Here is a 20,904-nt window from a genome sequence, read left to right as displayed (position 1 = left end):
TAGCGCTGCCAAAACTGCTGCTCGTCAGCCGAGCGCAGGCACTCTAGCCGGTGAAAATCTTCACCGGCCAACGCCTAACCTCACCTGAAACCCCCACCCCGTTGCCGTCGAGTCGTCCAGGTGACTGATCCCGACACGACGGAGCTTACATAGGATCAGGCGCCGCTCTCAAGGCTTACCGGCGTTAGGGATTCGACTATGTAGCTCGCCGGATGGATATACCGATGAGTAACAGGATCCGGGTTGACTCGCTCGACGGGGAAGCGGCTCAGCGTCTTACGGAGGAGCGCTTCGCGGATACCGAGAAGCGACATGACCAACCTTCGAGGTCACGGCTGGTGCTGCGCTGCCTCCAGCGTCGCGAACGCAGCGTCGATGAGATCGGGCAACTCCGCCTCAGCCGGCGCCGCGGCCCATTCCAGAATCGCGGTCGTGGCGACGGCAAGGCTCGCTGCGACCAGCACTTTGATCCGGAGAGGATCTTTCTCGGTCTCGTCCTCCCGGGAAAGCGCCTGGACGATGTGCTGCTGAGTGATCGCCTGGTTCTGCCACATTCTCCCCTGGAGCGCCGGCGTCATCAGGACCAGCCGAGTGCGGTCGAGCAGCGCCTGCCGGTCAGCCGCGTAGACCTGCGCCAGCCCGCCCCGGAGCGCGGTGTGGATCCGCCGTACGAGCGGCTCACCCGCAGAACAGTCCTCGACCAGCTGCGTGATCAGGAAGTCGTAGTCGTCCTCGGCGGCCGCGTGCTCCTTCGTGGGGAAGTAGCGGAAGAAGGTCATCGTCGACACTCCTGCCGCAGCCGCGATCTCCTCCACCTTCGTCGCCTCGTACCCCTTCTCGAGGAAGAGGCGCATCGCGTGGCTCTGCAGAGTGCGACGTGTGGCGGCCTTCTTGCGCTCACGCCAGTCGGACTTGCCCTCTGAACCCGTCATGGCCCGGATCATTCCACGTCGACGAGGTCTTCCGATCCAGCCTTCACCGCGCTTCCCTCGGTGGTACCGCCTGCCCGGGCAGGCAGGAAGATGCCGCAGAGAAGCGCACCGATCAGGACCACGACGGCGCAGCTGATCATGACGCCGGACATGGCCGTGGCGAACGCCTCCCCGGCGGCCGTGCTCAATGCCTCGCCCGCCGGGCCCAGTTCGTCGGCGATGGCGGCGGCGTTCATCACCGATTCGCTCGCGGTCTCCACCGTCCCGTCCGGCAGGCTCTCCGAGGCTTCGGAGAGCCTGTTGGCGTACACGGTGGACAGCATGCTTCCGAGAACAGCTACCGCCAGGGCGCCGCCGACCTGCCGCAGCGTGTTGGCCACCGCGGCTCCCGCTCCGGACTCATCACCGACCTCCGCGGTAACGGCCTCCATCGCGGGTGCCATCGCTGCCCCCACACCGAGCCCGCACAGAGCGAGCGCGACCGCGACCACGCCGTAGCCACTGTCGGCCTCGACCCGCGAGAGGAGCACCAGTCCCACTGCCAACAACACGAGGCCTGCCACCACGGTGATCTTCGTGCCGATCTTCCGGTCGACGAAGCCGGCGAGGGCACCCGTCACCATGAGGCCGCCCATGAGCGGGACGAGCCGGATCCCCGTGTCGAAGGCATCGTTGCCGGAGACTCCCTGCAGGAACAGCGGCACGACGAACAGAACGGCGAACAACGCGATGGAGACGACTACGGCGGCGATCGTGCCCCAGGTGAAACGGGGCTTGCGGAACAGTGCCGGATCCACGATCCGGTCCCCGGTACGCGCCTCCCACACGAAGAACGCAAGGAGAAGGAGAACCGAACCGCCGAGCAGGCAGATGGTGAGCGCCGCCCCCCAGCCTTCCTCCGGGGCGGTGATGAAACCCCACACCAGGGCCACGACACTCGCGATGACCAGAATCAGGCCGACCACGTCCATCGGAGGAGGGGCCGGGCTCCTGGATTCCCGCAGAAGCATCCACCCGGCCACGACGGCCACAGCGACCACGGGAACGTTGATCCAGAAGACCGATCCCCAGTAGAAGTGCTGGACCAGGAAGCCGCCGATGATGGGGCCGAGAGGCAGCCCGGCGGCGAAGGCCGTGGTGATGATCGCGATCGCCTTGGGGCGTTCGCGATCATCGAAGGTGTCGGCCACGAAGGCGAGTGTCAGCGGAAGCACGACGGCGGCGCCGGCACCCAGCAGGGTGCGGGCCACGATGAGTTCGGTGGACGACCCGGCCAACGCGGACCACACCGACGCCACGGTGAAAGTCGCCAGCCCGAGGAGCAGCACCTTCTTGCGTCCGTAACGGTCACCCAGGACACCGGCCGGCAGCATCACTGCCGCGAAGGCGAGGGTGTACGAGTCCACGATCCACTGAAGCTCAGCCGTGCTCGCCCCCAGGGAGCTGGAGATGGTCGGCAGTGCGACGTTCAGAATCGTGATGTCCAGGCCCACCACCAGGAGCGCGAGACAGAGGACACCGAGCACCCACCACCGCGCGCTGTCGGGTCGCTGCACCATCGCGCTCCTCATGTTAGTGACCAACATGTTGCAAACTAACATCAGGGTGACGCCCCTTCAAGTACCCCTGCGGCTGTCGCGGTTGGCGGCGATGAGGGGTGATCCCGTCGGCGCGCCCCCTGCCAGGGCGCAAGGCCCTCGACCGGGGGTCGCGGACCCTTCCGGGCATGTCGCCACCCGCTACAACAGGGCCCGGCCCTGCCCTCGCCGGGGCGCTTGATGGCGACGACGGAGCTCCCCGGGCGCGTGCGCCGCTTCTTGGGGGCGGTCTTCCCCGCCAATGACGGGGCGCCCCTCGGGAAGGAAGGTCGTACAGGCGGAGGCGGATGCGCAGGGTCGGCGCGGACGCGACGATGACGGGCCCGAGCGGGCTCCCCCGAGCAGCAGCCGCGTCGTATCAAGCCTGAGAACCACGAAATCCCGCCCAGTTGAAGTAACTGGACGGGATTTCGTGAACCGTTCCCGAGCTAGCTCGTGAACGGACCGCTGTGGACCTGTGGGGATTTGAACCCCAGACCCCCTCGATGCGAACGAGGTGCGCTACCAGACTGCGCCACAGGCCCTTGCGACGTGTGAAACTCTAGCACCCTCACAGGGGTGCTTGGAAATCCGTTCCCGCGCTGGTCAGCGGTGTCGGGTTTCCCGGAGCACCGTGGGCCCCGGACCCCCGGGACCCACCGGCCTCACTCGTTGGCCGCACGCGGCCGGTCCTCGTCGTCGTACTGGTCGAAGAGCGGGGTCCGGCCCCGGTCGCGGTTGCGACGGGACTGGTTCGTTCGCCGGCGCGGGGCCGGGTCGACCGCGGGGGCCGTCGGGTGCGACGTACCCGTCTGGGTGGGCTCGGCGGTGCTGGAGCGGGCCGCGCTCCAGGTCTCCGGGTCGCCGACCTCCACGCCGCCCGTGGCCCGGGGGGCGACGGGCGCCGTGACGTAGGTGGGCAGCGGCACGGGGACGGGCTCCCAGCTGTCGCCCTGGGCGCGGCCGCGCTCGCGCTGCTGGTCCACCCACTCCGCGTGATCCGTCTGCTCGACGAGTGCGCGGCGGCCGGCCTCCTGGGGGGAGACCGTGGGCGTCGGCTCCGGCGCCGGGTGGTGCGCTTCGGAGTCGTCGTCGGGCTCGGCGGGGGCGGGGGCCGCGGGCTGGTGCCTGCGGGGGCGGCTCTCGCGCAGTCGCTGTGCCGCGACCTCGGCCCGGCGGCGGTCCATGGTGAAGGCGAACCGTCGGCGTTCCTGGGCGCGCAGATGCACGATGTACGTGCTCAGCAGCACGGCCGGCGCGGCGGGGGCCCACAGGAAGCCGAGACCGCCGACCGCCGCGACGACCGCTCCGAGAGTGAAGGCCAGGAAGAGGACGACGGTGGTCCGCCTGCGCCGCGCCAGGACCTGGGAGCGCTGGGCGCGCCGGGCACGCTCGGCGTCGGCCACGCCGGAGCCGGGGCGTCGCCGGGCGGGGGGCACATGCTCCGCAAGGCGCTCACCGGACCGGCGTTCGTGCGACTGACGGTCGGGCGGCTGGTGCCCCGCCCGCCGGTCGTGCGCCGGGCGGTCGGAGGCCTGGTGGTCCGGGGCGCGCTCGGGCGCGTGCGCCGGGTCGGTCAGCCGGGCTTCCGTGTGCGCCGGAGGCGCGGCAAAGGCCCGGACGTCCACGGATTCCATACGGTCCGTTTCCCGGTCCGGGTCGACGTCGGGCGCCGCCTCCTCAGCGGTGCGCTCCCGCAGCTCCTTGGCGTACCGGCGCTCCATCGCCGCCCGTCCGGACAGCAGCCGGATGGCGGTGCTGAAGCGTTCCGTCGGACGGGCCTCGTTGAGCTCGTCCTGCCTGCGGAGCCACATCGGCACCAAGTAGGCGGCCCAGGCCCCGACGATGACTGCGTAGATGAGGCCGCTGCTGCTCACGCTCACACCGTAGAGGGGTTTGCGCGGAAGGATCCGCCAATTGGCCCGGTGTGTCGCACGATCCGGCTGATATCACGGACTTTTTTTGTGATGGTTCGGATCAACAGCCGCCGATAGCCCGACGCCATGCGATCACCCGGCGATCAAATTCGAACACTTATTTTATTTCGTCGGGCAGCCCGGGGCCCCGCGGCGGCACGGGGCGCGACCGGCGCCAGCGCCGGAGCATCCCCTCGGGCACTTCCTCAGCGGTGAGGGCGAAGATCAGGTGATCGCGCCAGGCGCCGTCGATGTGGAGATAGCGCGGGCGTACGCCCTCCGAACGGAATCCGAGTTTCTCCACCACCCTGCGGCTGGGCCCGTTCTCCGGGCGAATGCAGACCTCGATGCGGTGCAGGCCCACCGCGCGGAAGCAGTGGTCCACCGCGAGTGCCACGGCCGTCGGCATGACCCCCCGCCCGGCGACGCTCCGGTCGACCCAGTAACCGATGTGACCGGAGCACATCGACCCCCAGGTGATCCCCGCGACCGTGAGCTGGCCGACCAGCCGGCCCTCGTACTCGATGGCGAACGGCAGCATCCGCCCCGCGTTCGCCTCGGCTCGCAGGTGGCGGACCATCTGCCGGTACGTGGGGCGCTGCGCCATCGGACCGCCGGGGGCGGGCGGCGGGACGGTCGCCTCCCAGGGGCGCAGCCAGTCGCGGTTGCGCCGGTTGACCTCGCGCCACATCCGCTGGTCACGCATCTTCATCGGGCGCAGGACGATCTCGCCGTCGGTCAGCGTCACCGGCCAGGTCGCGTTGTTCAGCTCGGGCTCCCCGGTCGGGAGTGGTCGCCGCCGCGGAGCTGGTCGACGGCGTGCACCAGGAGCCGGCCGAGGACCGCGAGCCCGTCCTTCACCCCGCCGGTGGAGCCGGGGAGGTTGACGATCAGGGTGCGGGAGGCCACGCCCGCCAGGCCCCGGGAGAGGGCGGCGGTCGGGACCTTGGCCAGGCCCTCGGCCCGGATCGCCTCCGGAATACCGGGGATCTCGTGGTCGAGGACGCGACGGGTGGCCTCGGGCGTGGCGTCGGTGGGCGAGATGCCCGTACCGCCGGTGGTGACGATCACGTCGTACCCGGCGGCGACGCCCGCGCGCAGGGCCGCCTCGACCGGGTCACCGTCGGGGACGACCTGCGGGCCGTCGACCGTGAAGCCGAGGCCGGTCAGCGCTTCGGCGATCAGCGGGCCGCCCCTGTCCGCGTACACCCCGGCGGAGGCCCGGTTGGAGGCGGTGACGACGAGAGCGGTGTACGGGGAGGGGAGTCCGGCGCCGGTGGGCTCGGCCGCCTTCTGCTCGTGGCCGGGGGCGCCCGACCCGGACGTCCGCTGTCCGTGGCCGGGGGCTCCCGGCCCGGCCGGCGTCACGTGCCCGTTCCCTCCGGCGCGGTGCGCCGGTAGTCGCCGGACTTGCCACCCGACTTCGCCTCGACCCGTACGTCGGTGATGACCGCGCTCTTGTCGACGGCCTTGATCATGTCGATCACCGTGAGGGCCGCAACCGAGACCGCGGTCAGGGCCTCCATCTCGACACCGGTGCGGTCCGTCGTCTTCACGGTGGCCGTGATCTCCACGGCGTCGTCGGCCACGCTCAGGTCGACCTTCACGCCGGAGACGGCCAGCGGATGGCAGAGCGGGATCAGGTCCGGGGTGCGCTTGGCACCCATGATCCCGGCGATCCGGGCGGTGGCGAGGGCGTCACCCTTGGGAACTCCCTCGCCGCGCAGCAGCTCGATCACGCGCGGCGAGACGAGCACCCGGCCGGAGGCGCGGGCGACGCGGGTGGTGACGTCCTTCTCCGACACGTCGACCATGCGGGCCGCGCCCGCCTCGTCGATGTGCGTCAGCCTGTTCTGCGTACTCAACTCACTCCGCCTAGCGGTAGGGGCGCCGGTTACGCCTCGGGGAACCGGAGGGGGTCCCCCGGAAGGCACGGCGGCAGATACCGTACCGCCACCGGGCGGCGGTCAGCCGAGCAGGATCACGTCCGTCTCCGTGCCGGGCTCCACCGAGGTGACGTCCTCGTCCACCACGATCAGCACGTCCGCCTGCGCGAGCGCGGCGATCAGATGCGAACCGGAACCGCCGACCGGAGTGACCGTGCCCGCCTCCGTGTCGTAGCGGCCGCGCAGGAACTGGCGGCGGCCGTCCGGCGACGTGAGCGCCTTGTCGGCGCTCAGCCGGGCACGGACTGTGGGGCGGTGCACGTCGGTGAGGCCCATCAGGGCACGGATGGCGGGGCGGACGAACAACTCGAAGGAGACGTAAGCGGAGACCGGGTTGCCCGGCAGGGCCAGCAGCGGGGTGTGGTCCGGGCCGATCGAGCCGAAGCCCTGCGGCTTGCCGGGCTGCATGGCGAGCTTGCGGAACTCGACCCCGCCGCCCGGCTCGTCCTCGTCCCCGACGGAGGACAGCGCCTCCTTGACCACGTCGTACGCGCCGACACTGACACCGCCCGTGGTGACGACCATGTCCGCGCGGATCAGCTGGTCCTCGATCGTGGCGCGCAGTGTCTCGGCGTCGTCGGCCACCGCGCCGACCCGGTAGGCGATGGCTCCGGCGTCCCGGGCGGCGGCCGTCAGCGCGAAGCTGTTGGAGTCGTAGATCTGGCCGCCGGTCAGCTGCTCGCCGGGCTGGACCAGTTCGCTGCCGGTGGACAGGACGACCACGCGGGGGCGGGGCCGTACGACCACGGTGGCGCAGCCGATCGCCGCGAGCAGCCCGATCTGCGGCGGGCCGACGACCGACCCGGCGGCCAGGGCCAGATCGCCCGGCTTGACGTCGCTGCCGCGCTCACGCACATGGGCGCCGGCCACGACGGGCCGGTGCACCCTGACCTCGCCGGTGGCGCCCTCGGGCGCGTCGCTGTGGGCGCGCATGGCGGCGGCCGGACCCTCGCCCGTACCGCCGTCGGTCCACTCGACCGGGACCACGGCCTCCGCACCGGCGGGCAGCGGCGCGCCCGTCATGATGCGGGCGGCCTGTCCCGGCCCCACGACCTGGTCGTCGGCGAGCCCCGCACTGCCCGCGGCGACGTCGCCGATGACGGTGAGGACCGCGGGGAACTCCTCGCTGGCGCCCTCGACATCGGCGACCCGGACCGCGTAACCGTCCATGGAGCTGTTGTCGAACGGCGGCAGGGCCACCTCCACGACGACGTCCTTGACGAGAACGCAGCCCTGGGCGTCGGGCAGCTGCAGCTCGATGGGCTCCAGCGGCCTCACCGCGTCGAGGATGTCGTCCAGGTGCTCGTCCACCGACCAGATCGTGCTGCTCACGGCGTTACATCTCCTCAGCGACGTACTTGCGCAGCCAGGTCCGGAAGTCCGGCCCCAGGTCTTCACGTTCGCACGCCAGTCTGACAATGGTGCGCAGGTAGTCGCTGCGGTCGCCGGTGTCATAGCGGCGGCCCTTGAAGACGACGCCGTGCACGGGGCCGCCGATCTTCTCGTCCGCGGCGAGCACCTGGAGCGCGTCGGTGAGCTGGATCTCGCCGCCGCGGCCCGGCTCGGTGTGCCGCAGCATGTCGAAGACCGCGGGGTCCAGGACGTACCGGCCGATGATGGCGAGGTTGCTGGGGGCGTCGGCCGGGTCCGGCTTCTCGACCAGGTCGGTGATGCGGACCACGTCGCTGTCGACCGTGGCGTCCGCGGCGGCGCAGCCGTAGAGGTGGACCTGCGAGGGGTCGACCTCCATCAGCGCGATGACGCTGCCGCCCTCACGCTCCTGGACCTCGACCATCCGGGCCAGCAGCGCGTCGCGCGGGTCGATCAGGTCGTCGCCGAGCAGCACCGCGAAGGGCTGGTCGCCCACGTGCGGGGCGGCGCACAGCACGGCGTGCCCGAGGCCGCGGGGGTCGCCCTGTCGCACGTAGTGCATGGTGGCCAGGTCGCTGGACTGCTGGACCTTGGCGAGACGGTCGGCGTCACCCTTGCGGGTGAGCGCGGACTCCAACTCGTAGTTGCGGTCGAAGTGGTCCTCAAGGGGACGCTTGTTACGGCCGGTGATCATCAGCACGTCGGAGAGACCCGCTGCCACGGCCTCTTCGACGACATACTGGATGGCCGGCTTGTCGACGACAGGCAGCATCTCTTTGGGAGTGGCCTTCGTGGCGGGCAGGAACCGGGTGCCGAGACCTGCTGCCGGGATGACAGCCTTGCTGATCCTGGGGGGCGACTGAGTCATGTGCAGACCTTAACGGCCACACACGTCCAGAAGCTGATATTCCGGTTAACTTCGTACTCAAATATGCCCATACGAGAATCGTGCGAGTCGCCATTGAACACCGAAAAGCCCAAAAAGGCGTCCGCCAAGCCCGGAAAGGCGTCCGCGAAGAGCGCCCTGCGGCGCGAACTGCTCGCCGCGCGTGCCCTCCTGACGAAGGAGGACGTCGTCCGGACCGCCGCGGTTCTTGCCGGGGCGGCGTTGCGCCTGTCCGAACTGGCCGACGCCCGTACGGTCGCCGCGTACGTCTCCGTGGGGCGTGAACCGGGCACCCGCGCCCTCCTGGAAGCACTGCGCGGGCGCGGCGTCCGAGTGCTGCTGCCGGTCCTCCTGGCCGACAACGACCTGGACTGGGCGGCCTACGAGGGCCCGGAGCACCTGCTCCCGGCCGGGCGGGGGCTCCTTGAGCCGGGCGGCCCGCGCCTGGGCCCCGCCGCCGTCCTGGAAGCCGACGCGGTGCTGCTGCCCGGCCTCGCGGTGGACGGGGGCGGGATGCGGCTGGGGCGGGGCGGCGGGAGCTACGACCGGGTGCTGGCCCGGCTGACGGCCGCCGGGGCGCACCCTTCGCTCGTCGTGCTGCTGTACGACGACGAGGTGGTCGCGCGGGTCCCCTCGGAACCGCACGACCATCCCGTGGACGCGGTGGTCACGCCGGCCGGAGTACGGCGCTTCGCCTCATGAGCCCTTACCTGGCCCTCACAGCCGGAAGCCCTCTTGCAGCTCACGCGTGAGCTGCAAGAGGGCTTCCGGTCCGCCTTACGGTTTCAGCGTCAGCGTGTCGACGGTGGACGCGTCGACCGCGTCCGTCCCGAAGGACCAGTCGAGCAGTTCGCCGTCGACCCACTTGTCGGTCTGGTCGGTGTAGTGCGCGTTGAACGCGTGGCCGGATGCTCCGCTGAGGTTGATCCAGCGGGACTTGTCCCAGTCCCCCACATTGACGACCATCCGCATCGACGGCACCCAGACGACGTCGTATCCGCTCGCCGCGTTCCACCCGGTGGCGTTGACCGCCGCCTCGCCGCCGCCGAGGTTCCAGGGGCCTCGGTTGAGCGCCCGCTGGAGCAGGCCGGGGCCTTCGATGCCGAGGGTCTGGTTCTTCAGCGTCAGCCGGTGCAGCCGGCCCCAGCTCCAGGTGGAGATGTTCTTGCCGAGCTTGGCGGTCAACTCCCAGCGGGCGTCCTCCATCGCCCGGGCGAACAGGTCGTCCCGGCTCTCCAGGGCGTCCTCGCGGCCCCGGGCAGGGGCCTTCCACCACGCGTTGTCCTGGTCGTCCACGATGTCGCGGACCACCTGGAACCAGCGGTCGCCGCCGTCCGGCTGCGCGGTGTCGCCGTCGCGCTGGCCGCACTCGCGGACGAGCTTCTTCTGCTGGTCGACCGGGCCGCTGTTCTTGGCCGGCGGCACGTTGAGGCAGTCGCCCTTGACCCGCATCTCCTTGGGCAGCTTGTTGCCGAAGGCGAGCTTCAGGATGTTGCGCCAGACGCCGTTGAAGTACGCGGCGGCGGCCGAGTCGGGTTCCTGGGTGTAGTCCCAGCCCTCCAGCAGCTTCTGGGCCTCGCGGACGCTCGGGTCGGAGATGTTGATCTCCTTCAGCTTGGGCACCAGCAGCGCGGCGATCTCGCTGAAGTTGTCCATCTGCATCTTCTGCATGTCATCGGTCGAGACCTTCTCGCCGCCCTTGATCTTCTGGGTCAGGAGGTCGTTGATCCGCTGGCTGCGGGCGCCGTAGCCCCAGTCCTTGGTCAGGAGGTGGGGGTACTTCTTCTCGTCGATGACGGCCTGGTTCGCGGTGACGATGAAGCCGCGGTCCGGGTTGTACTCGTACGGCAGCTCGTCGAAGGGGATGTACCCCTTCCACGCGTACTTCGGGTCCCAGCCCGGGGCCGGGGCCGTGCCGTCGTAGCCCTCGGAGCGGACCGGGATCTTGCCGGGGGCCTGGTAGCCGATGTTGCCCTCGGTGTCGGCGTAGATGAGGTTCTGCGAGGGGACCTCGAAGTTCTCTGCCGCCGCCCGGAAGGTGGTGAAGTTCTTGGCCCGGTTGAGCGCGAAGACGGCGTCCATGGACTTGCCGGGCTCCAGCGCGGTCCACTTCAGCGCCACCGCGTAGCCGTCGGCCCGGTCGGGCGCGGCGTTGCTGACGGGGGCCTTCTGGCCGACCTTGTCCAGCTCCTTGCTGCGGTCGGAGACCAGGGGCCCGTTGTTCGTCTCACGGACCGTGATCGTCCGGTCCCTGCCGCCGGCGACCTTGATGGTCTCCTCGCGGGTCTTGAACGACTTGGTCTCGCCGTCGTACAGGTAGCCGTCGTCGGAGACCTTCTCCAGGAAGAGGTCGGTGACGTCGGCGCCCAGGTTGGTGAGACCCCAGGCGATGTCCTGGTTGTGACCGATGATCACGCCGGGCATGCCGGCGAACGTGTAGCCGGCCGTGTCGTACTGGCAGGTCTTGGAGAGCTCCCGGCAGTGCAGGCCCATCTGGTACCAGAGGGAGGGCAGCATCGGTGCGAGGTGCGGGTCGTTCGCGAGCAGCGCCTTGCCGGACGTCGTGTGCTTGCCGTCGACGACCCAGGAGTTCGAGCCGATGCCGTTGCCGTTCGGGCCGAGCAGCGCCGGGATCTCGTCGAGGGTGTCCGAGAGCGCGGAGAGCTGGGTGTTCAGGCCCTCGGTGGCGCCCTCGGGGGTCGGGGAGCCGATGTTGTCCGACGGGGTGGCCTCGGGGTCGAACTTCCCGGTGGCCGGGGAGATCGCGCCCTGCTCGACGATCGGCTTGTTCTTCTTGTACGGGTAGCCGGGGTACAGGTCCTCGATCTGGTCCTTGTCGAGGCGGCTGGTCAGCAGCGAACGGTCGATCTCGTCCTGCATGTTGCCGCGCAGGTCCCAGGCCATCGCCTTCAGCCAGGCCACCGAGTCGACCGGGGTCCACTCGCCGGGCTTGTAGTCGTTGGTCAGCCCCAGAGCCGCGTACTCGACCGAGATGTCCCGGCCTTCCTTGCCCTTCAGATACGCGTTGACGCCCTCCGCGTACGACTGGAGGTTCTTCTTGGTGCTCTCGTCCAGGACCTCGTCGTACTCCTTCTGCGCCACCTTCCGCCAGCCCAGCGTGCGCAGGAAGGAATCGGTCTCCACCTGTCCGGAACCGAACATCTCGGAGAGCCGGCCGGACGTCATGTGCCGCCGGACGTCCATCTCCCAGAAGCGGTCCTGGGCCTGGACGAAGCCCTGGGCGCGGAAGAGGTCGGCATCGGAGTCCGCGTAGATCTGTGGAATTCCGTACGAGTCGCGTTTGACTTCGACGTCGCCGGTAAGGCCGTCGAGCGTCATCGACCCGGTGGTCTGCGGGTACGAGGCCCGCACGGTGGATACGGACCAGTACGCCCCGTATCCGACACCCGCGACGAGCGCCAGCACCAGGACGAGCACGATCAGGCGGGCGCGTCGCCCCTTCTTCCTGCCGGGCTTCTTCGCGTCGGAAGGGCCGGAAGAGGCGGTTGTGTTGGCGGGCATCGCTGTCCTTCGAGGGGCAGGGTGGTCCTGGGAGTGCAGGAGCAACCATAGGCGCAGCGGAGAAGCCACTCGGACGCGGTATAGGGATGCATCCATTTGCGTCTTCCTCGCACGAACACTCGAACCCGTCAAGGAATCGTTAAAGATTAGGTAAGGTAACGAAGTAACTGGCTGCCGGAGGACGATCCGGCAGGCGCACGCAGGGAAGGAACGGACCCTGACTGTCCACGCGCTCAACGAACTCCTGCTTGTCTGCTCGCTCGTCCTGCTCGTCGCCGTGGTGGCGGTACGGATCTCGTCGCGCAGCGGGCTCCCCAGCCTGCTCCTGTATCTCGGCATCGGGATCGCCCTGGGGCAGGACGGCATCTTCGACGTCAAGTTCGACAACGCAGAGCTGACGCAGGTGTTCGGCTACGCCGCACTGGTCGTCATCCTGGCCGAGGGCGGACTCGGGGCGAAGTGGAAAGAGGTCAGACCCGTCCTGCCCGCGGCCGCGGTGATCTCGACCGTCGGCGTCGGCATCAGCGTGGGCATCACCGCCGCCGCCGCGCACTACCTGGTCGGCCTGGACTGGCGCCAGGCCCTCATCATCGGCGCGGTCGTCTCCTCGACCGACGCGGCGGCCGTCTTCTCCGTGCTGCGCAAAGTGCCCCTGCCGCCCCGGATCAACGGGGTCCTGGAGGCCGAGTCAGGGTTCAACGACGCCCCCGTCGTCATCCTGGTCGTCGCGTTCTCCGCGGTCGGCCCGGTCGAGCACTGGTACATCCTGGTCGCGGAGATCGCCATGGAGCTGGCCATCGGCGCCGCGATCGGCATCGCGGTGGGCTGGCTGGGGTCCCTGGGGCTGCGGCACGTGGCGCTGCCCGCCTCCGGCCTCTACCCGATCGCCGTGATGGCCATCGCCGTCTCCGCTTACGCGGCCGGCGCCATGGCCCACGGCAGCGGGTTCCTCGCCGTCTACCTGGCCGCGATGATCCTCGGCAACTCCAAGCTGCCGCACTGGCCCGCCACGCGCGGCTTCGCCGACGGGCTCGGCTGGCTGGCCCAGATCGGCATGTTCGTGCTGCTCGGCCTGCTGGTCACCCCGCACGACCTGGTCGACGACTTCTGGCCCGCCATCGTCGTGGGCCTGGTGCTGACCATGGTGGCGCGGCCGCTGTCGGTCTTCCTGAGCCTCGCGCCGTTCCGGCTGCCGGCCCGCGAGAAGATCCTGATGTCCTGGGCCGGGCTGCGCGGGGCGGTGCCCATCGTCCTGGCGACCATTCCGATGGTGTCCGGGGTGGAGGGCAGCACCAAGATCTTCAACATCGTCTTCGTCCTGGTCATCGTCTACACCCTGATCCAGGGCCCGACGCTGCCCTGGGTCGCGAACAAGCTGAACATCGCCGACGATCCGTCCGAAGCCGCCGACCTGGGCATCGAGTCGGCCCCGCTGGAACGGCTGCGCGGACACCTGCTGTCGGTCGCCATCCCCACGAAGTCCAAGATGCACGGCGTCGAGGTCGGCGAACTCCGGCTCCCGGCCGGCGCCGCGGTCACCCTGGTGGTCCGGGAGGGCAAGAGCTTCGTGCCGGCCCCGGCGACGGTGCTGCGACGCGGGGACGAACTGCTGGTGGTGGCCACCGATCCGGTGCGCGACAGGGCGGAGGAGCGGCTGAGAGCGGTCGGCGAGGGCGGCAAACTGGCCGGCTGGCTGGGCACGGGCAGATCCTCCGCTTCCGACGCACCCGGCACGGCGGGATCCCATGGCGGTTCGGCCATCCCCCAGGCGATGAAGCTGGCCAAGAAGCTCGGCGGCGCCGGTACCAGTACCAACGCCCATGGAAGAAGGGGAAGCGGAAGCGCAAACGGCAGCGGCAGCGGCACGAAGGCCAGTCTCTGAGACTCCCGAGGCTCCTGAGTTCTCTCTGAGTTCTCCCTGAGGCGACGCCCCAGGCGTCGGGCGCCGGAGCGGCGTAGATCACAGGCTGTTACGGAAGCCCTGTGCGCAATCTCAGGCATACAGGGCTTCCTGCCTGTACCATGAAGGTAAACCTGATCGACCAACTCTGTCTGAAGCAGAGCTGGCGCGACCGTATGGCGGTCGTGGTGTCTCTTCGCCCGGCGTTTCTTCGCCGATTGCAGCGAGTCGCCCGGCATCTACCGCAGTTCAGCGCGAAGAGGACAGCTCTCGGCCGCTTCCGTCCGGCCCGCCCCACAAAGGCGCCGGGAAGCAGGGCTACCAGGCGGCAGAAAGGCAAGGACCGTGGCAACCACGGTCTCCGACCGCCCCGGATACGGGCAACTGCTGCGCACCCCCGGTGCGTGGACCTTCCTCCTCCCGGGCTTCGCCGCACGGCAGCCGTTCGCGATGCTCACCATCGGCATCGTCCTCCTCGTGCAGCACACGACCGGCTCGTACGGCAGCGCGGGAGCCGTCGCGGCGGTCTCCGGCGTCGCCATGGCGCTGTTCGCCCCGCAGAGCGGCAAGCTCGCCGACCGCTTCGGCCAGCGCGCCGTCCTGCTGCCCGGGGTCCTCCTCCACACCGTCTCGGTCAGCGCCCTGACCGTGCTGGCGCTGGCGGACGCACCCCTGTGGGCGCTGTTCGTCGCCGCCGTGCCGACCGGTGCCTCGATCCCGCAGATCGGCCCCATGGTGCGGGCCCGCTGGGCGGCGATGCTGGGGGCGACCCCCGACCGGCCCGCCTCTCCGCTGATGTCCACCGCTGCCGCGTTCGAGTCGGTGACGGACGAGTTCACGTTCGTCCTCGGCCCGGTGATCGCCACCGCGCTCTGCACCGGCGTGCACCCGGCGGCCGGACTGATCACGGAAGCCGCTCTGACCCTGGTCGGCGGCCTGTTCTTCGCCGCGCAGCGCGCCACCCAGCCCGCCCCTCGCAACGCGGCCACCGCGGCCGAACCGCACACCTCGGCGCTCTCCGTACCGGGCGTGCGTGTCCTGGCCGTCGCCTTCCTGGGCATCGGCGCGGTCTTCGGCGGGATGCAGGTCTCGCTGACCGCGTTCTCCGAGGAGATCGGTCACCCCGGGGTGAACGGTGTCCTCTACGGGATCTTCGCGGCGGGCAACATGCTGGCCGGCATCGCCTGCGGCGCCATCGCCTGGAAGAGCAGCCCGCGCCGTCGGCTGATCGTCGGATACGTGGCACTGACCCTGACCGCGTCCGGCCTGTGGGCCGTGCACTCGGTGCCGCTGCTGGCCGGGCTCGGCCTGCTGGTCGGCCTCTGCATCGCTCCGGCGCTGATCAGCGGCTACACCCTGGTCGAAGCGCTGGTGCCCGCCACCGCCCGCACCGAGGCCTTCACCTGGCTGACGGGCGCCGTGGCGCTCGGACAGGCGGCGGCCGTGACCGTGGCGGGGCAACTCGCCGATGCCCATGGTGCGAGCACCGGTTTCCTGGTGCCTCTGGCCGGAACCGCGCTGGCCCTGATGACCCTGCTGGCCCTGCGTTCGCGGCTGGCTCCGAGGCCCTCGGGACGCACCGTGGCACGTGGGATCGGTCACCGCGAGCCGGTCACGGTGGACTGATTCAACGGAATACGTCAGTATGGAGCGTCGTTAGCACTCATTGAGTGAGAGTGCCAGGAGGAGCAAGTGCCGACCTACCAGTACCAGTGCACCGAATGCGGCGAGGGCCTCGAGGCGGTGCAGAAGTTCACCGATGATGCCCTGACCGTGTGCCCGAGCTGCGACGGACGCCTCAAGAAGGTGTTCTCCGCGGTCGGCATCGTCTTCAAGGGTTCCGGTTTCTACCGGAACGACAGCCGCGGCTCCTCGTCGAGCAGCACAGCGGCGTCGACGGCCTCGAAGTCGTCCGACTCCACGTCGTCCTCGTCGTCGGGTTCGGACACGAAGGCGAGCGCGACGACGTCGTCCTCTTCGTCTTCGTCTTCGTCCGGCTCCTCCTCGTCGTCGGCGTCCGCGCCGGCCTCGTCGAGCGGTACGTCGGCCGCCTGAGCCCGCGTACGCCCCACCTGCTTTTCACCGGACCCCGCCGAGGCCTCTCGGCGGGGTCCGGGCGTTCGCCCCGGAAAACGCTCCTCCCGATACGGTGACCGCATGGCGAACGCACTTGACGAAACGGGCTCCGGTACGGGTACGGCGGGTACCGGGAGCTCCGCGGAGATCGGTGTCATCGGCGGCTCGGGCTTCTACTCCTTCCTGGAGGACGTCACCGAGGTCTCCGTGGACACCCCTTACGGGAAGCCGAGCGACTCGGTCTTCCTCGGCGAGCTCGGCGGCCGACGGGTGGCCTTCCTGCCCCGTCACGGACGCGGCCACCACCTGCCGCCGCACCGCATCAACTACCGGGCCAATCTGTGGGCGCTGCGCTCCGTCGGGGTCCGGCAGGTGCTCGGCCCGTGCGCGGTGGGCGGGCTGCGGCCGGAGTACGGTCCGGGCACCCTGCTCGTCCCCGACCAACTGGTGGACCGCACCAAGGCCCGCGTGCAGACTTTTTACGATGGTGAGACCCGGGCCGACGGGACCGTACCGAACGTCGTCCACCTGGGCTTCGCCGACCCGTACTGCGCCGAGGGGCGCAAGGCCGCGCTCGCCGCTGCTCGCGGACGCGACTGGGAGCCGGTGGACGGCGGCACCCTGGTGGTCGTCGAGGGTCCCCGCTTCTCGACCCGTGCGGAATCGCGCTGGCACGCGGCGATGGGCTGGTCGGTCGTGGGCATGACCGGACACCCCGAAGCGGTCCTCGCCCGGGAGCTGGGCCTCTGCTACACGACGATGACCCTCGTGACCGACCTGGACGCGGGGGCCGAGGCGGGCGAGGGCGTCTCTCACGAAGAGGTGCTCCAGGTGTTCGCGGCCAACGTGGACCGGCTGCGCTCGGTGCTGTTCGACGCGGTGGCCGGGCTGCCGAAGAGCGAGAACCGCAACTGCACGTGCGCCCACGCCCTGGACGGGATCGACACGGGGATCGCCCTGCCGTAGGGCGGGGATCGCCCTGCCGTAGGGATCGCCGCCGCTTCGGCAGGGCGGGCGTCGCCGGAACGGGTGACGGAGTTGTCCCCAGTGCGGGGACTGTCCACAGGCCTCAGCGGGATCTGCGCGGACGGTGGAGAGTGAGGGGAGTTCGGCCGGAACAACCGGTCCGGACTCCCCTTTCCCCTTCCCTTGCCCTTGCCCTCGTCCGGCGGAATCCAGGTGATGCCATGTCCATGCCCATGTCCACGCCCCCTTTCCCGTCTCGATCCCCTTCCCGGCCCTCCCCCCTCTCCCCCTCGCCGTCCCGTTCCCCGTGCCCGTCTCCGCCTCCTGCGCCGGTGCCCGCGCCGTGCGGGGTGGGGCCGTTCGGACCCCTGCGTGTGCGGGGCGGTGGTGCGGACCGGCTGCGCCGTATGCTGCGCCGACAGCGGCGTGCGGCGGCTGCGGGGCTGGCGCTGGCGGGTGCCGCGCTGGCCACCACGGGCCTGAGCAGTACCGACGGGGAGTCCGGCCCACCGGATGCTCAGCAGGGGGCAGGCCGGTCGTCCGTGCGGCTGGTCTCCGCGCCGGTCAGGATCGCGGACCCGGAGACGGTACGACTGCTGCGCCCGGGGGACCAGGTCGATGTGATCGCGGTCGGTGACGCCGACGGCCAAGCGCGCGTGGTGGCGCGAGGAGTGCGCGTGGCGAAGGTGCCGTACGCGGCCGCAGGCCCCGGCGGCCATGCGGCGGACGTGTCCAGCGCCGGAGCGGACGGTTCGGGAGGAATGGGTGGTTCGGGAGGGGCGGAAGGCATCGGAGAAGCGGAGGGCATCGGAGGAACGGGGGCGGAGGCCGGGGCGCTGGTGGTGTTGTCCGTGGAGCGGTCGACGGCCACGGCGCTGCTGGGCGCGAGCGCTTCGGGGCGACTGGCCGTGGCGGTGTCCGATGCGAACTGACGTCCGCTCACCTCACCCGTGGGAAGTAGCGGGTTGGACAGCGCCGCCTTCTCCCGCCTTAGGTGACGGAGCAGTTCGCTCCCGTCACCGCCCATGCGAAAGAAGGCTCACCTGTGAGCGAGAAGAAGGTCAGTCTGCTGGAGGGCTTCAAAGCCTTCCTGACACGCGGCAATGTGATCGACCTCGCGGTGGCTGTCGTCATCGGCGCCGCGTTCACCAACATCGTGAACGCTGTCGTCAAGGGCGTGATCAACCCCCTGGTCGGCGCGTTCGGCACCCAGGACCTGGACAACTACAGCTCCTGCCTCCAGGGCCCCTGCACCACGGACCCGAAGACCGGGGAGATGGACGGGATCGAGATCCTGTGGGGCTCGGTGCTCAGCGCCGCCCTCAGCTTCCTCATCACCGCTGCCGTCGTGTACTTCCTGATGGTGCTGCCGATGGCCAAGTACCTGGCCAGGCGGGCGGCGACGCAGGCCGCCAAGGAAGGCGTGCGGGAGACGATGGAGGTGAGCGAGCTGGAGGTGCTGAAGGAGATCCGCGACGCCCTCGTGGCGCAGCGCACCGGTGGCGAGCCCGGCTCTCACGGGCCGGGCTCGGGCGAGGCCCCGGGCGGAACGGACGGAGCGGCGGCGGACCCGCGCGAGGACCGGTAGCCCGGAGGGCTATCGCTCAGATGTGGTGGGGCGGCTTCTCGTCCAGGAAGCGCGCGAGGTCGGCGGCACTGCCACCGGAGAGAGGCCGCTCACCCCACCCCTGGTCCGTATCGTCCGCGGACTGCCGGTCCAGCGGATCGTCGAAGTCCAGAACCGGCTTGGGCTTCGGTTCCTCGTGCGGCTGCTCCTGTGGCTGCTGCTGCTTCGCATCGCGCGGGCTGGGGGCGGGGGCGGCGCTCATGTCTCCAGGGTACGGCGGCTCACCACCAGATGTGAGCCGCCGTGGAGCCGGGCGGCGGGCGTCAGCGGTCCTTCGGGTCGATGAGCCACAGGCCGAGCACGACGAGGAACGACAGGCAGAGGAAGCCTGCTCCCCACCAGGCGGTGCCGGTGTTGCCCTCCATCCACTCGTCGATCAGGACCGTCAGCCCCCAGAGCTGACCGATGACGACGGTCATGGCCAGGGTGAGCCGGGCGGTCAGCTTCGAGGAGCGCTCGGGGTCCTGGTCGGTGCCCGCTCCGGGCCCGGGGCCGGTGTGCCGGACGCGAGGGTCCCCGTATCCGCTGGTGGGGCGGATCTGCGGATACCGCTCGTGGACGGGCCGGTTCAGTTCGGGGTCGGCGCTGCCGGGGTGGTACGTGGGGAAGTGGCTGCCGGGGGGCGGCAGCGGCTGCTCGGGGTGCGGGGTGTCGCTCATGTCCGCCTGCCCGCGTTCTCGGCGGTGGCGGAGGTCTCGCCGGTTCTCGGCCCGGGGCCGGGTGCGGGGCCGGTGGCCCGGCGGGCGGTTTCCGTTCCGCCGTCGGCCCGGGGCGGGGGCCGCTCGCCGGTGCTCCGGCTGCGGGGCCGGGCGCCGGCTGCCCGGGGCGGGGATTCGGCTCCGCCGCCGATGTCCTGTCTCTTATANTATAAGAGACAGGCCCGGGGCGGGGGCCGCTCGCCGGTGCTCCGGCTGCGGGGCCGGGCGCCGGCTGCCCGGGGCGGGGATTCGGCTCCGCCGCCGATGTCGGGGCACCCGATGCGGGAGGCGAGGTCGGGGCGGTCGCCGCCGAGCTGGCGGCAGAGGCCTTCCTCGATGCTCTCGCCGGAGCGGGTGGTCCCCACGGCCCAGATACTGCCGTCGTCCTGCTCGATGACCACGACCTTGGGCAGCCCGCGCGGCGGCGGTCCCGCCGTGACCTCGCCGGACCGGGCGTCGAAGACTCCTTCGTGGCAGGGGCAGTACAGCTCGCCCTCGGTGCCCCGGTCCTTGCGCCAGAGCACGGCGCAGGCGAGGTGGGTGCAGACGGCGGAGTAGCCGACGAGGGTGCCGTCGTCGAGGCGGACGGCGACGGCCCGGTCCTCCTCGCCCGGGTAGCGGAAGGCGATCGACTCGCCGGGCTGGAGTCGCCCGGCGATGCGCTTCGCCTCGGGGGCCTTGCCCTCCTCGCCGTCGCCGTGGCGGTGGAGCATGCCCGCGGCCACCCCGATGCCGCCGACGGCGAGTCCGCCGGAGACGGTGGTGACGATCCGGAGGTAGTCCCGCCGGGTGGTGAGGGAGTCGGCGGCGATCCGGTCCTGGAGCGCCTCGCGCGGGTCTCCCCCGGCGGAATGCTCGCCGCCCGGCTGCTGATCGGTGACGCTCATCGGCGGACGTCCTTCCCGTTGATCTCGACGACGGGGAGCCCGCCGGGGACCGGCCACTGGACCCGTTCGGCGGGGACGACCATGGCCACGCCGGTGCGGACCTCGGTCTCGCCGAAGACGAAGGTGTCTGCGACCTGGACCCCGGGGCGCTCCGCCTGGAGTTCCTCGACGGTTCCGTAGAAGAGCGCTCCGGTCGGACAGACGGTGGCGCACATGGGGGCGAGGCCGTAGGCGGTGCGGTCGTAGCAGAGGTTGCACTTCATCTGCAGCTTCGCCTGGAGGTCGATCTTCGGTACGCCGAAGGGGCAGGCGTTGACGCAGTTGGAGCAGCCGATGCAGCGGGTGGTGTCGGCCTGCTGCACCACGCCGTCGGCGGTCACCAGGATCGCGTCGGCGGGGCAGACCTCGGCGCACGGGGCGACCGGGTCCTCGCAGTGCATGCAGACAGTGGGGAGGGAGGCGACGGAGTGGCCCTCGTCGGTGTAGTCGAGGTGGATCATCGACTTGCCGCGGTGCGAGTCGCATTCGCGGCAGGCGGAGACACAGGCCTGGCAGCCGATGCAGCGCCCCGGGTCGATGAAGATCGTTCTGCCCATCATG

The 20,904-nt window shown here is 70.5% G+C and carries 19 protein-coding genes, 1 tRNA gene and 1 pseudogene; 7 read left to right on the top strand and 14 right to left on the bottom strand.

Features of this window, described 5'->3' with window-relative positions; all coding sequences use genetic code 11:
- Positions 1-329 precede the first annotated feature (329 nt).
- The 9 genes from CR470_RS01135 to galU form a co-directional block, all read right to left on the bottom strand.
- Positions 330-932 carry a TetR family transcriptional regulator gene (locus CR470_RS01135; protein WP_218923743.1) on the bottom strand — a complete coding sequence of 201 codons (603 nt, stop codon included), beginning with the start codon at positions 930-932 and terminating at the stop codon, positions 330-332.
- Between the two features lie 8 nt (positions 933-940).
- Positions 941-2,491: an MFS transporter gene (locus CR470_RS01130; RefSeq protein WP_179892076.1), complete on the bottom strand. Its 1,551-nt coding sequence runs from the start codon at positions 2,489-2,491 to the stop codon at positions 941-943.
- Between the two features lie 489 nt (positions 2,492-2,980).
- Positions 2,981-3,054 (bottom strand) — tRNA-Ala (locus CR470_RS01125).
- Between the two features lie 120 nt (positions 3,055-3,174).
- A complete protein-coding gene (gene sepX, locus CR470_RS01120; RefSeq protein WP_179892075.1) occupies positions 3,175-4,386 on the bottom strand; it encodes a divisome protein SepX/GlpR in 1,212 nt (403 codons plus the stop codon).
- 157 nt (positions 4,387-4,543) lie between these two features.
- Positions 4,544-5,173, bottom strand: coding sequence for a GNAT family N-acetyltransferase (locus CR470_RS01115; RefSeq protein WP_097865687.1), 630 nt, complete (start codon positions 5,171-5,173; stop codon positions 4,544-4,546).
- A 17-nt stretch (positions 5,174-5,190) separates the two neighbouring features.
- Complete coding sequence (locus CR470_RS01110; protein ID WP_257138309.1) at positions 5,191-5,634, bottom strand: MogA/MoaB family molybdenum cofactor biosynthesis protein; 444 nt, start codon at positions 5,632-5,634, stop codon at positions 5,191-5,193.
- Between the two features lie 155 nt (positions 5,635-5,789).
- Positions 5,790-6,290, bottom strand: coding sequence for a cyclic pyranopterin monophosphate synthase MoaC (gene moaC / locus CR470_RS01105; RefSeq protein ID WP_097865685.1), 501 nt, complete (start codon positions 6,288-6,290; stop codon positions 5,790-5,792).
- Positions 6,291-6,392: 102 nt separating this feature from the next.
- Complete coding sequence (gene glp / locus CR470_RS01100; protein WP_097865684.1) at positions 6,393-7,703, bottom strand: molybdotransferase-like divisome protein Glp; 1,311 nt, start codon at positions 7,701-7,703, stop codon at positions 6,393-6,395.
- A gap of 4 nt (positions 7,704-7,707) precedes the next feature.
- A complete protein-coding gene (gene galU / locus CR470_RS01095; RefSeq protein ID WP_097865683.1) occupies positions 7,708-8,610 on the bottom strand; it encodes a UTP--glucose-1-phosphate uridylyltransferase GalU in 903 nt (300 codons plus the stop codon).
- A gap of 93 nt (positions 8,611-8,703) precedes the next feature.
- Here galU and CR470_RS01090 point away from each other — a divergent pair, with 93 nt between their 5' ends.
- A complete protein-coding gene (locus CR470_RS01090) occupies positions 8,704-9,330 on the top strand; it encodes a 5-formyltetrahydrofolate cyclo-ligase (RefSeq protein ID WP_097865682.1) in 627 nt (208 codons plus the stop codon).
- Positions 9,331-9,405: 75 nt separating this feature from the next.
- Here CR470_RS01090 and CR470_RS01085 read toward each other — a convergent pair whose 3' ends face one another.
- Complete coding sequence (locus CR470_RS01085; protein ID WP_097865681.1) at positions 9,406-12,150, bottom strand: penicillin acylase family protein; 2,745 nt, start codon at positions 12,148-12,150, stop codon at positions 9,406-9,408.
- A 277-nt stretch (positions 12,151-12,427) separates the two neighbouring features.
- Here CR470_RS01085 and CR470_RS01080 point away from each other — a divergent pair, with 277 nt between their 5' ends.
- The 6 genes from CR470_RS01080 (at position 12,428) to CR470_RS01055 (ending at position 18,680) form a co-directional block, all read left to right on the top strand.
- Positions 12,428-14,032, top strand: a complete 1,605-nt coding sequence (locus CR470_RS01080; protein ID WP_373561378.1) for a potassium/proton antiporter — start codon at positions 12,428-12,430, stop codon at positions 14,030-14,032.
- A 363-nt stretch (positions 14,033-14,395) separates the two neighbouring features.
- Complete coding sequence (locus CR470_RS01075; RefSeq protein WP_097865679.1) at positions 14,396-15,676, top strand: MFS transporter; 1,281 nt, start codon at positions 14,396-14,398, stop codon at positions 15,674-15,676.
- A gap of 66 nt (positions 15,677-15,742) precedes the next feature.
- Positions 15,743-16,105, top strand: a complete 363-nt coding sequence (locus CR470_RS01070; protein WP_097865678.1) for an FmdB family zinc ribbon protein — start codon at positions 15,743-15,745, stop codon at positions 16,103-16,105.
- A 102-nt stretch (positions 16,106-16,207) separates the two neighbouring features.
- The gene (locus CR470_RS01065) at positions 16,208-17,092 is read left to right on the top strand and encodes an S-methyl-5'-thioadenosine phosphorylase (RefSeq protein WP_097865677.1); all 885 of its coding nucleotides are present in this window, start codon (positions 16,208-16,210) and stop codon (positions 17,090-17,092) included.
- A 227-nt stretch (positions 17,093-17,319) separates the two neighbouring features.
- Entirely contained in the window at positions 17,320-18,024 is a 705-nt protein-coding gene (locus CR470_RS01060; protein WP_373561380.1) for a hypothetical protein, read from the top strand.
- A gap of 113 nt (positions 18,025-18,137) precedes the next feature.
- Complete coding sequence (locus tag CR470_RS01055) at positions 18,138-18,680, top strand: MscL family protein (RefSeq protein WP_097865676.1); 543 nt, start codon at positions 18,138-18,140, stop codon at positions 18,678-18,680.
- Between the two features lie 16 nt (positions 18,681-18,696).
- Here the strand turns inward: CR470_RS01055 and CR470_RS01050 are convergent, their stop codons facing one another.
- From CR470_RS01050 to CR470_RS01035, 4 genes and pseudogenes are all read right to left on the bottom strand, one after another.
- Complete coding sequence (locus CR470_RS01050; RefSeq protein WP_097865675.1) at positions 18,697-18,921, bottom strand: hypothetical protein; 225 nt, start codon at positions 18,919-18,921, stop codon at positions 18,697-18,699.
- Between the two features lie 61 nt (positions 18,922-18,982).
- The gene (locus CR470_RS01045; protein ID WP_097865674.1) at positions 18,983-19,378 is read right to left on the bottom strand and encodes a hypothetical protein; all 396 of its coding nucleotides are present in this window, start codon (positions 19,376-19,378) and stop codon (positions 18,983-18,985) included.
- A 233-nt stretch (positions 19,379-19,611) separates the two neighbouring features.
- Positions 19,612-20,304 (bottom strand): annotated as a pseudogene (locus CR470_RS01040) (ubiquinol-cytochrome c reductase iron-sulfur subunit); the annotation flags it as partial.
- The gene (locus tag CR470_RS01035) at positions 20,301-20,903 is read right to left on the bottom strand and encodes a 4Fe-4S dicluster domain-containing protein (RefSeq protein ID WP_007452552.1); all 603 of its coding nucleotides are present in this window, start codon (positions 20,901-20,903) and stop codon (positions 20,301-20,303) included. The pseudogene CR470_RS01040 and the gene CR470_RS01035, both read right to left, overlap by 4 nt.
- Position 20,904 lies beyond the last annotated feature (1 nt).

The sequence above is a fragment of the Streptomyces sp. rh34 genome (genome assembly GCF_002551245.1).
Taxonomy (GTDB): Bacteria; Actinomycetota; Actinomycetes; order Streptomycetales; family Streptomycetaceae; genus Streptomyces.
The sequence above is the reverse complement of the archived record's forward strand: the minus strand, read 5'-3'. Positions and strand labels throughout refer to the sequence as shown.

What these genes read in the sequence shown, in the direction of transcription:
- CR470_RS01135 (WP_218923743.1), bottom strand. Translation starts at nt 932, where the DNA reads ATGACGGGTTCAGAGGGCAAGTCCGACTGGCGTGAGCGCAAGAAGGCC.
- CR470_RS01130 (WP_179892076.1), bottom strand. Translation starts at nt 2,491, where the DNA reads ATGGTGCAGCGACCCGACAGCGCGCGGTGGTGGGTGCTCGGTGTCCTC.
- galU (WP_097865683.1), bottom strand. Translation starts at nt 8,610, where the DNA reads ATGACTCAGTCGCCCCCCAGGATCAGCAAGGCTGTCATCCCGGCAGCA.
- CR470_RS01085 (WP_097865681.1), bottom strand. Translation starts at nt 12,150, where the DNA reads ATGCCCGCCAACACAACCGCCTCTTCCGGCCCTTCCGACGCGAAGAAG.
- CR470_RS01065 (WP_097865677.1), top strand. Translation starts at nt 16,208, where the DNA reads ATGGCGAACGCACTTGACGAAACGGGCTCCGGTACGGGTACGGCGGGT.
- CR470_RS01060 (WP_373561380.1), top strand. Translation starts at nt 17,320, where the DNA reads ATGCCCATGTCCACGCCCCCTTTCCCGTCTCGATCCCCTTCCCGGCCC.
- CR470_RS01050 (WP_097865675.1), bottom strand. Translation starts at nt 18,921, where the DNA reads ATGAGCGCCGCCCCCGCCCCCAGCCCGCGCGATGCGAAGCAGCAGCAG.
- CR470_RS01045 (WP_097865674.1), bottom strand. Translation starts at nt 19,378, where the DNA reads ATGAGCGACACCCCGCACCCCGAGCAGCCGCTGCCGCCCCCCGGCAGC.
- CR470_RS01035 (WP_007452552.1), bottom strand. Translation starts at nt 20,903, where the DNA reads ATGATGGGCAGAACGATCTTCATCGACCCGGGGCGCTGCATCGGCTGC.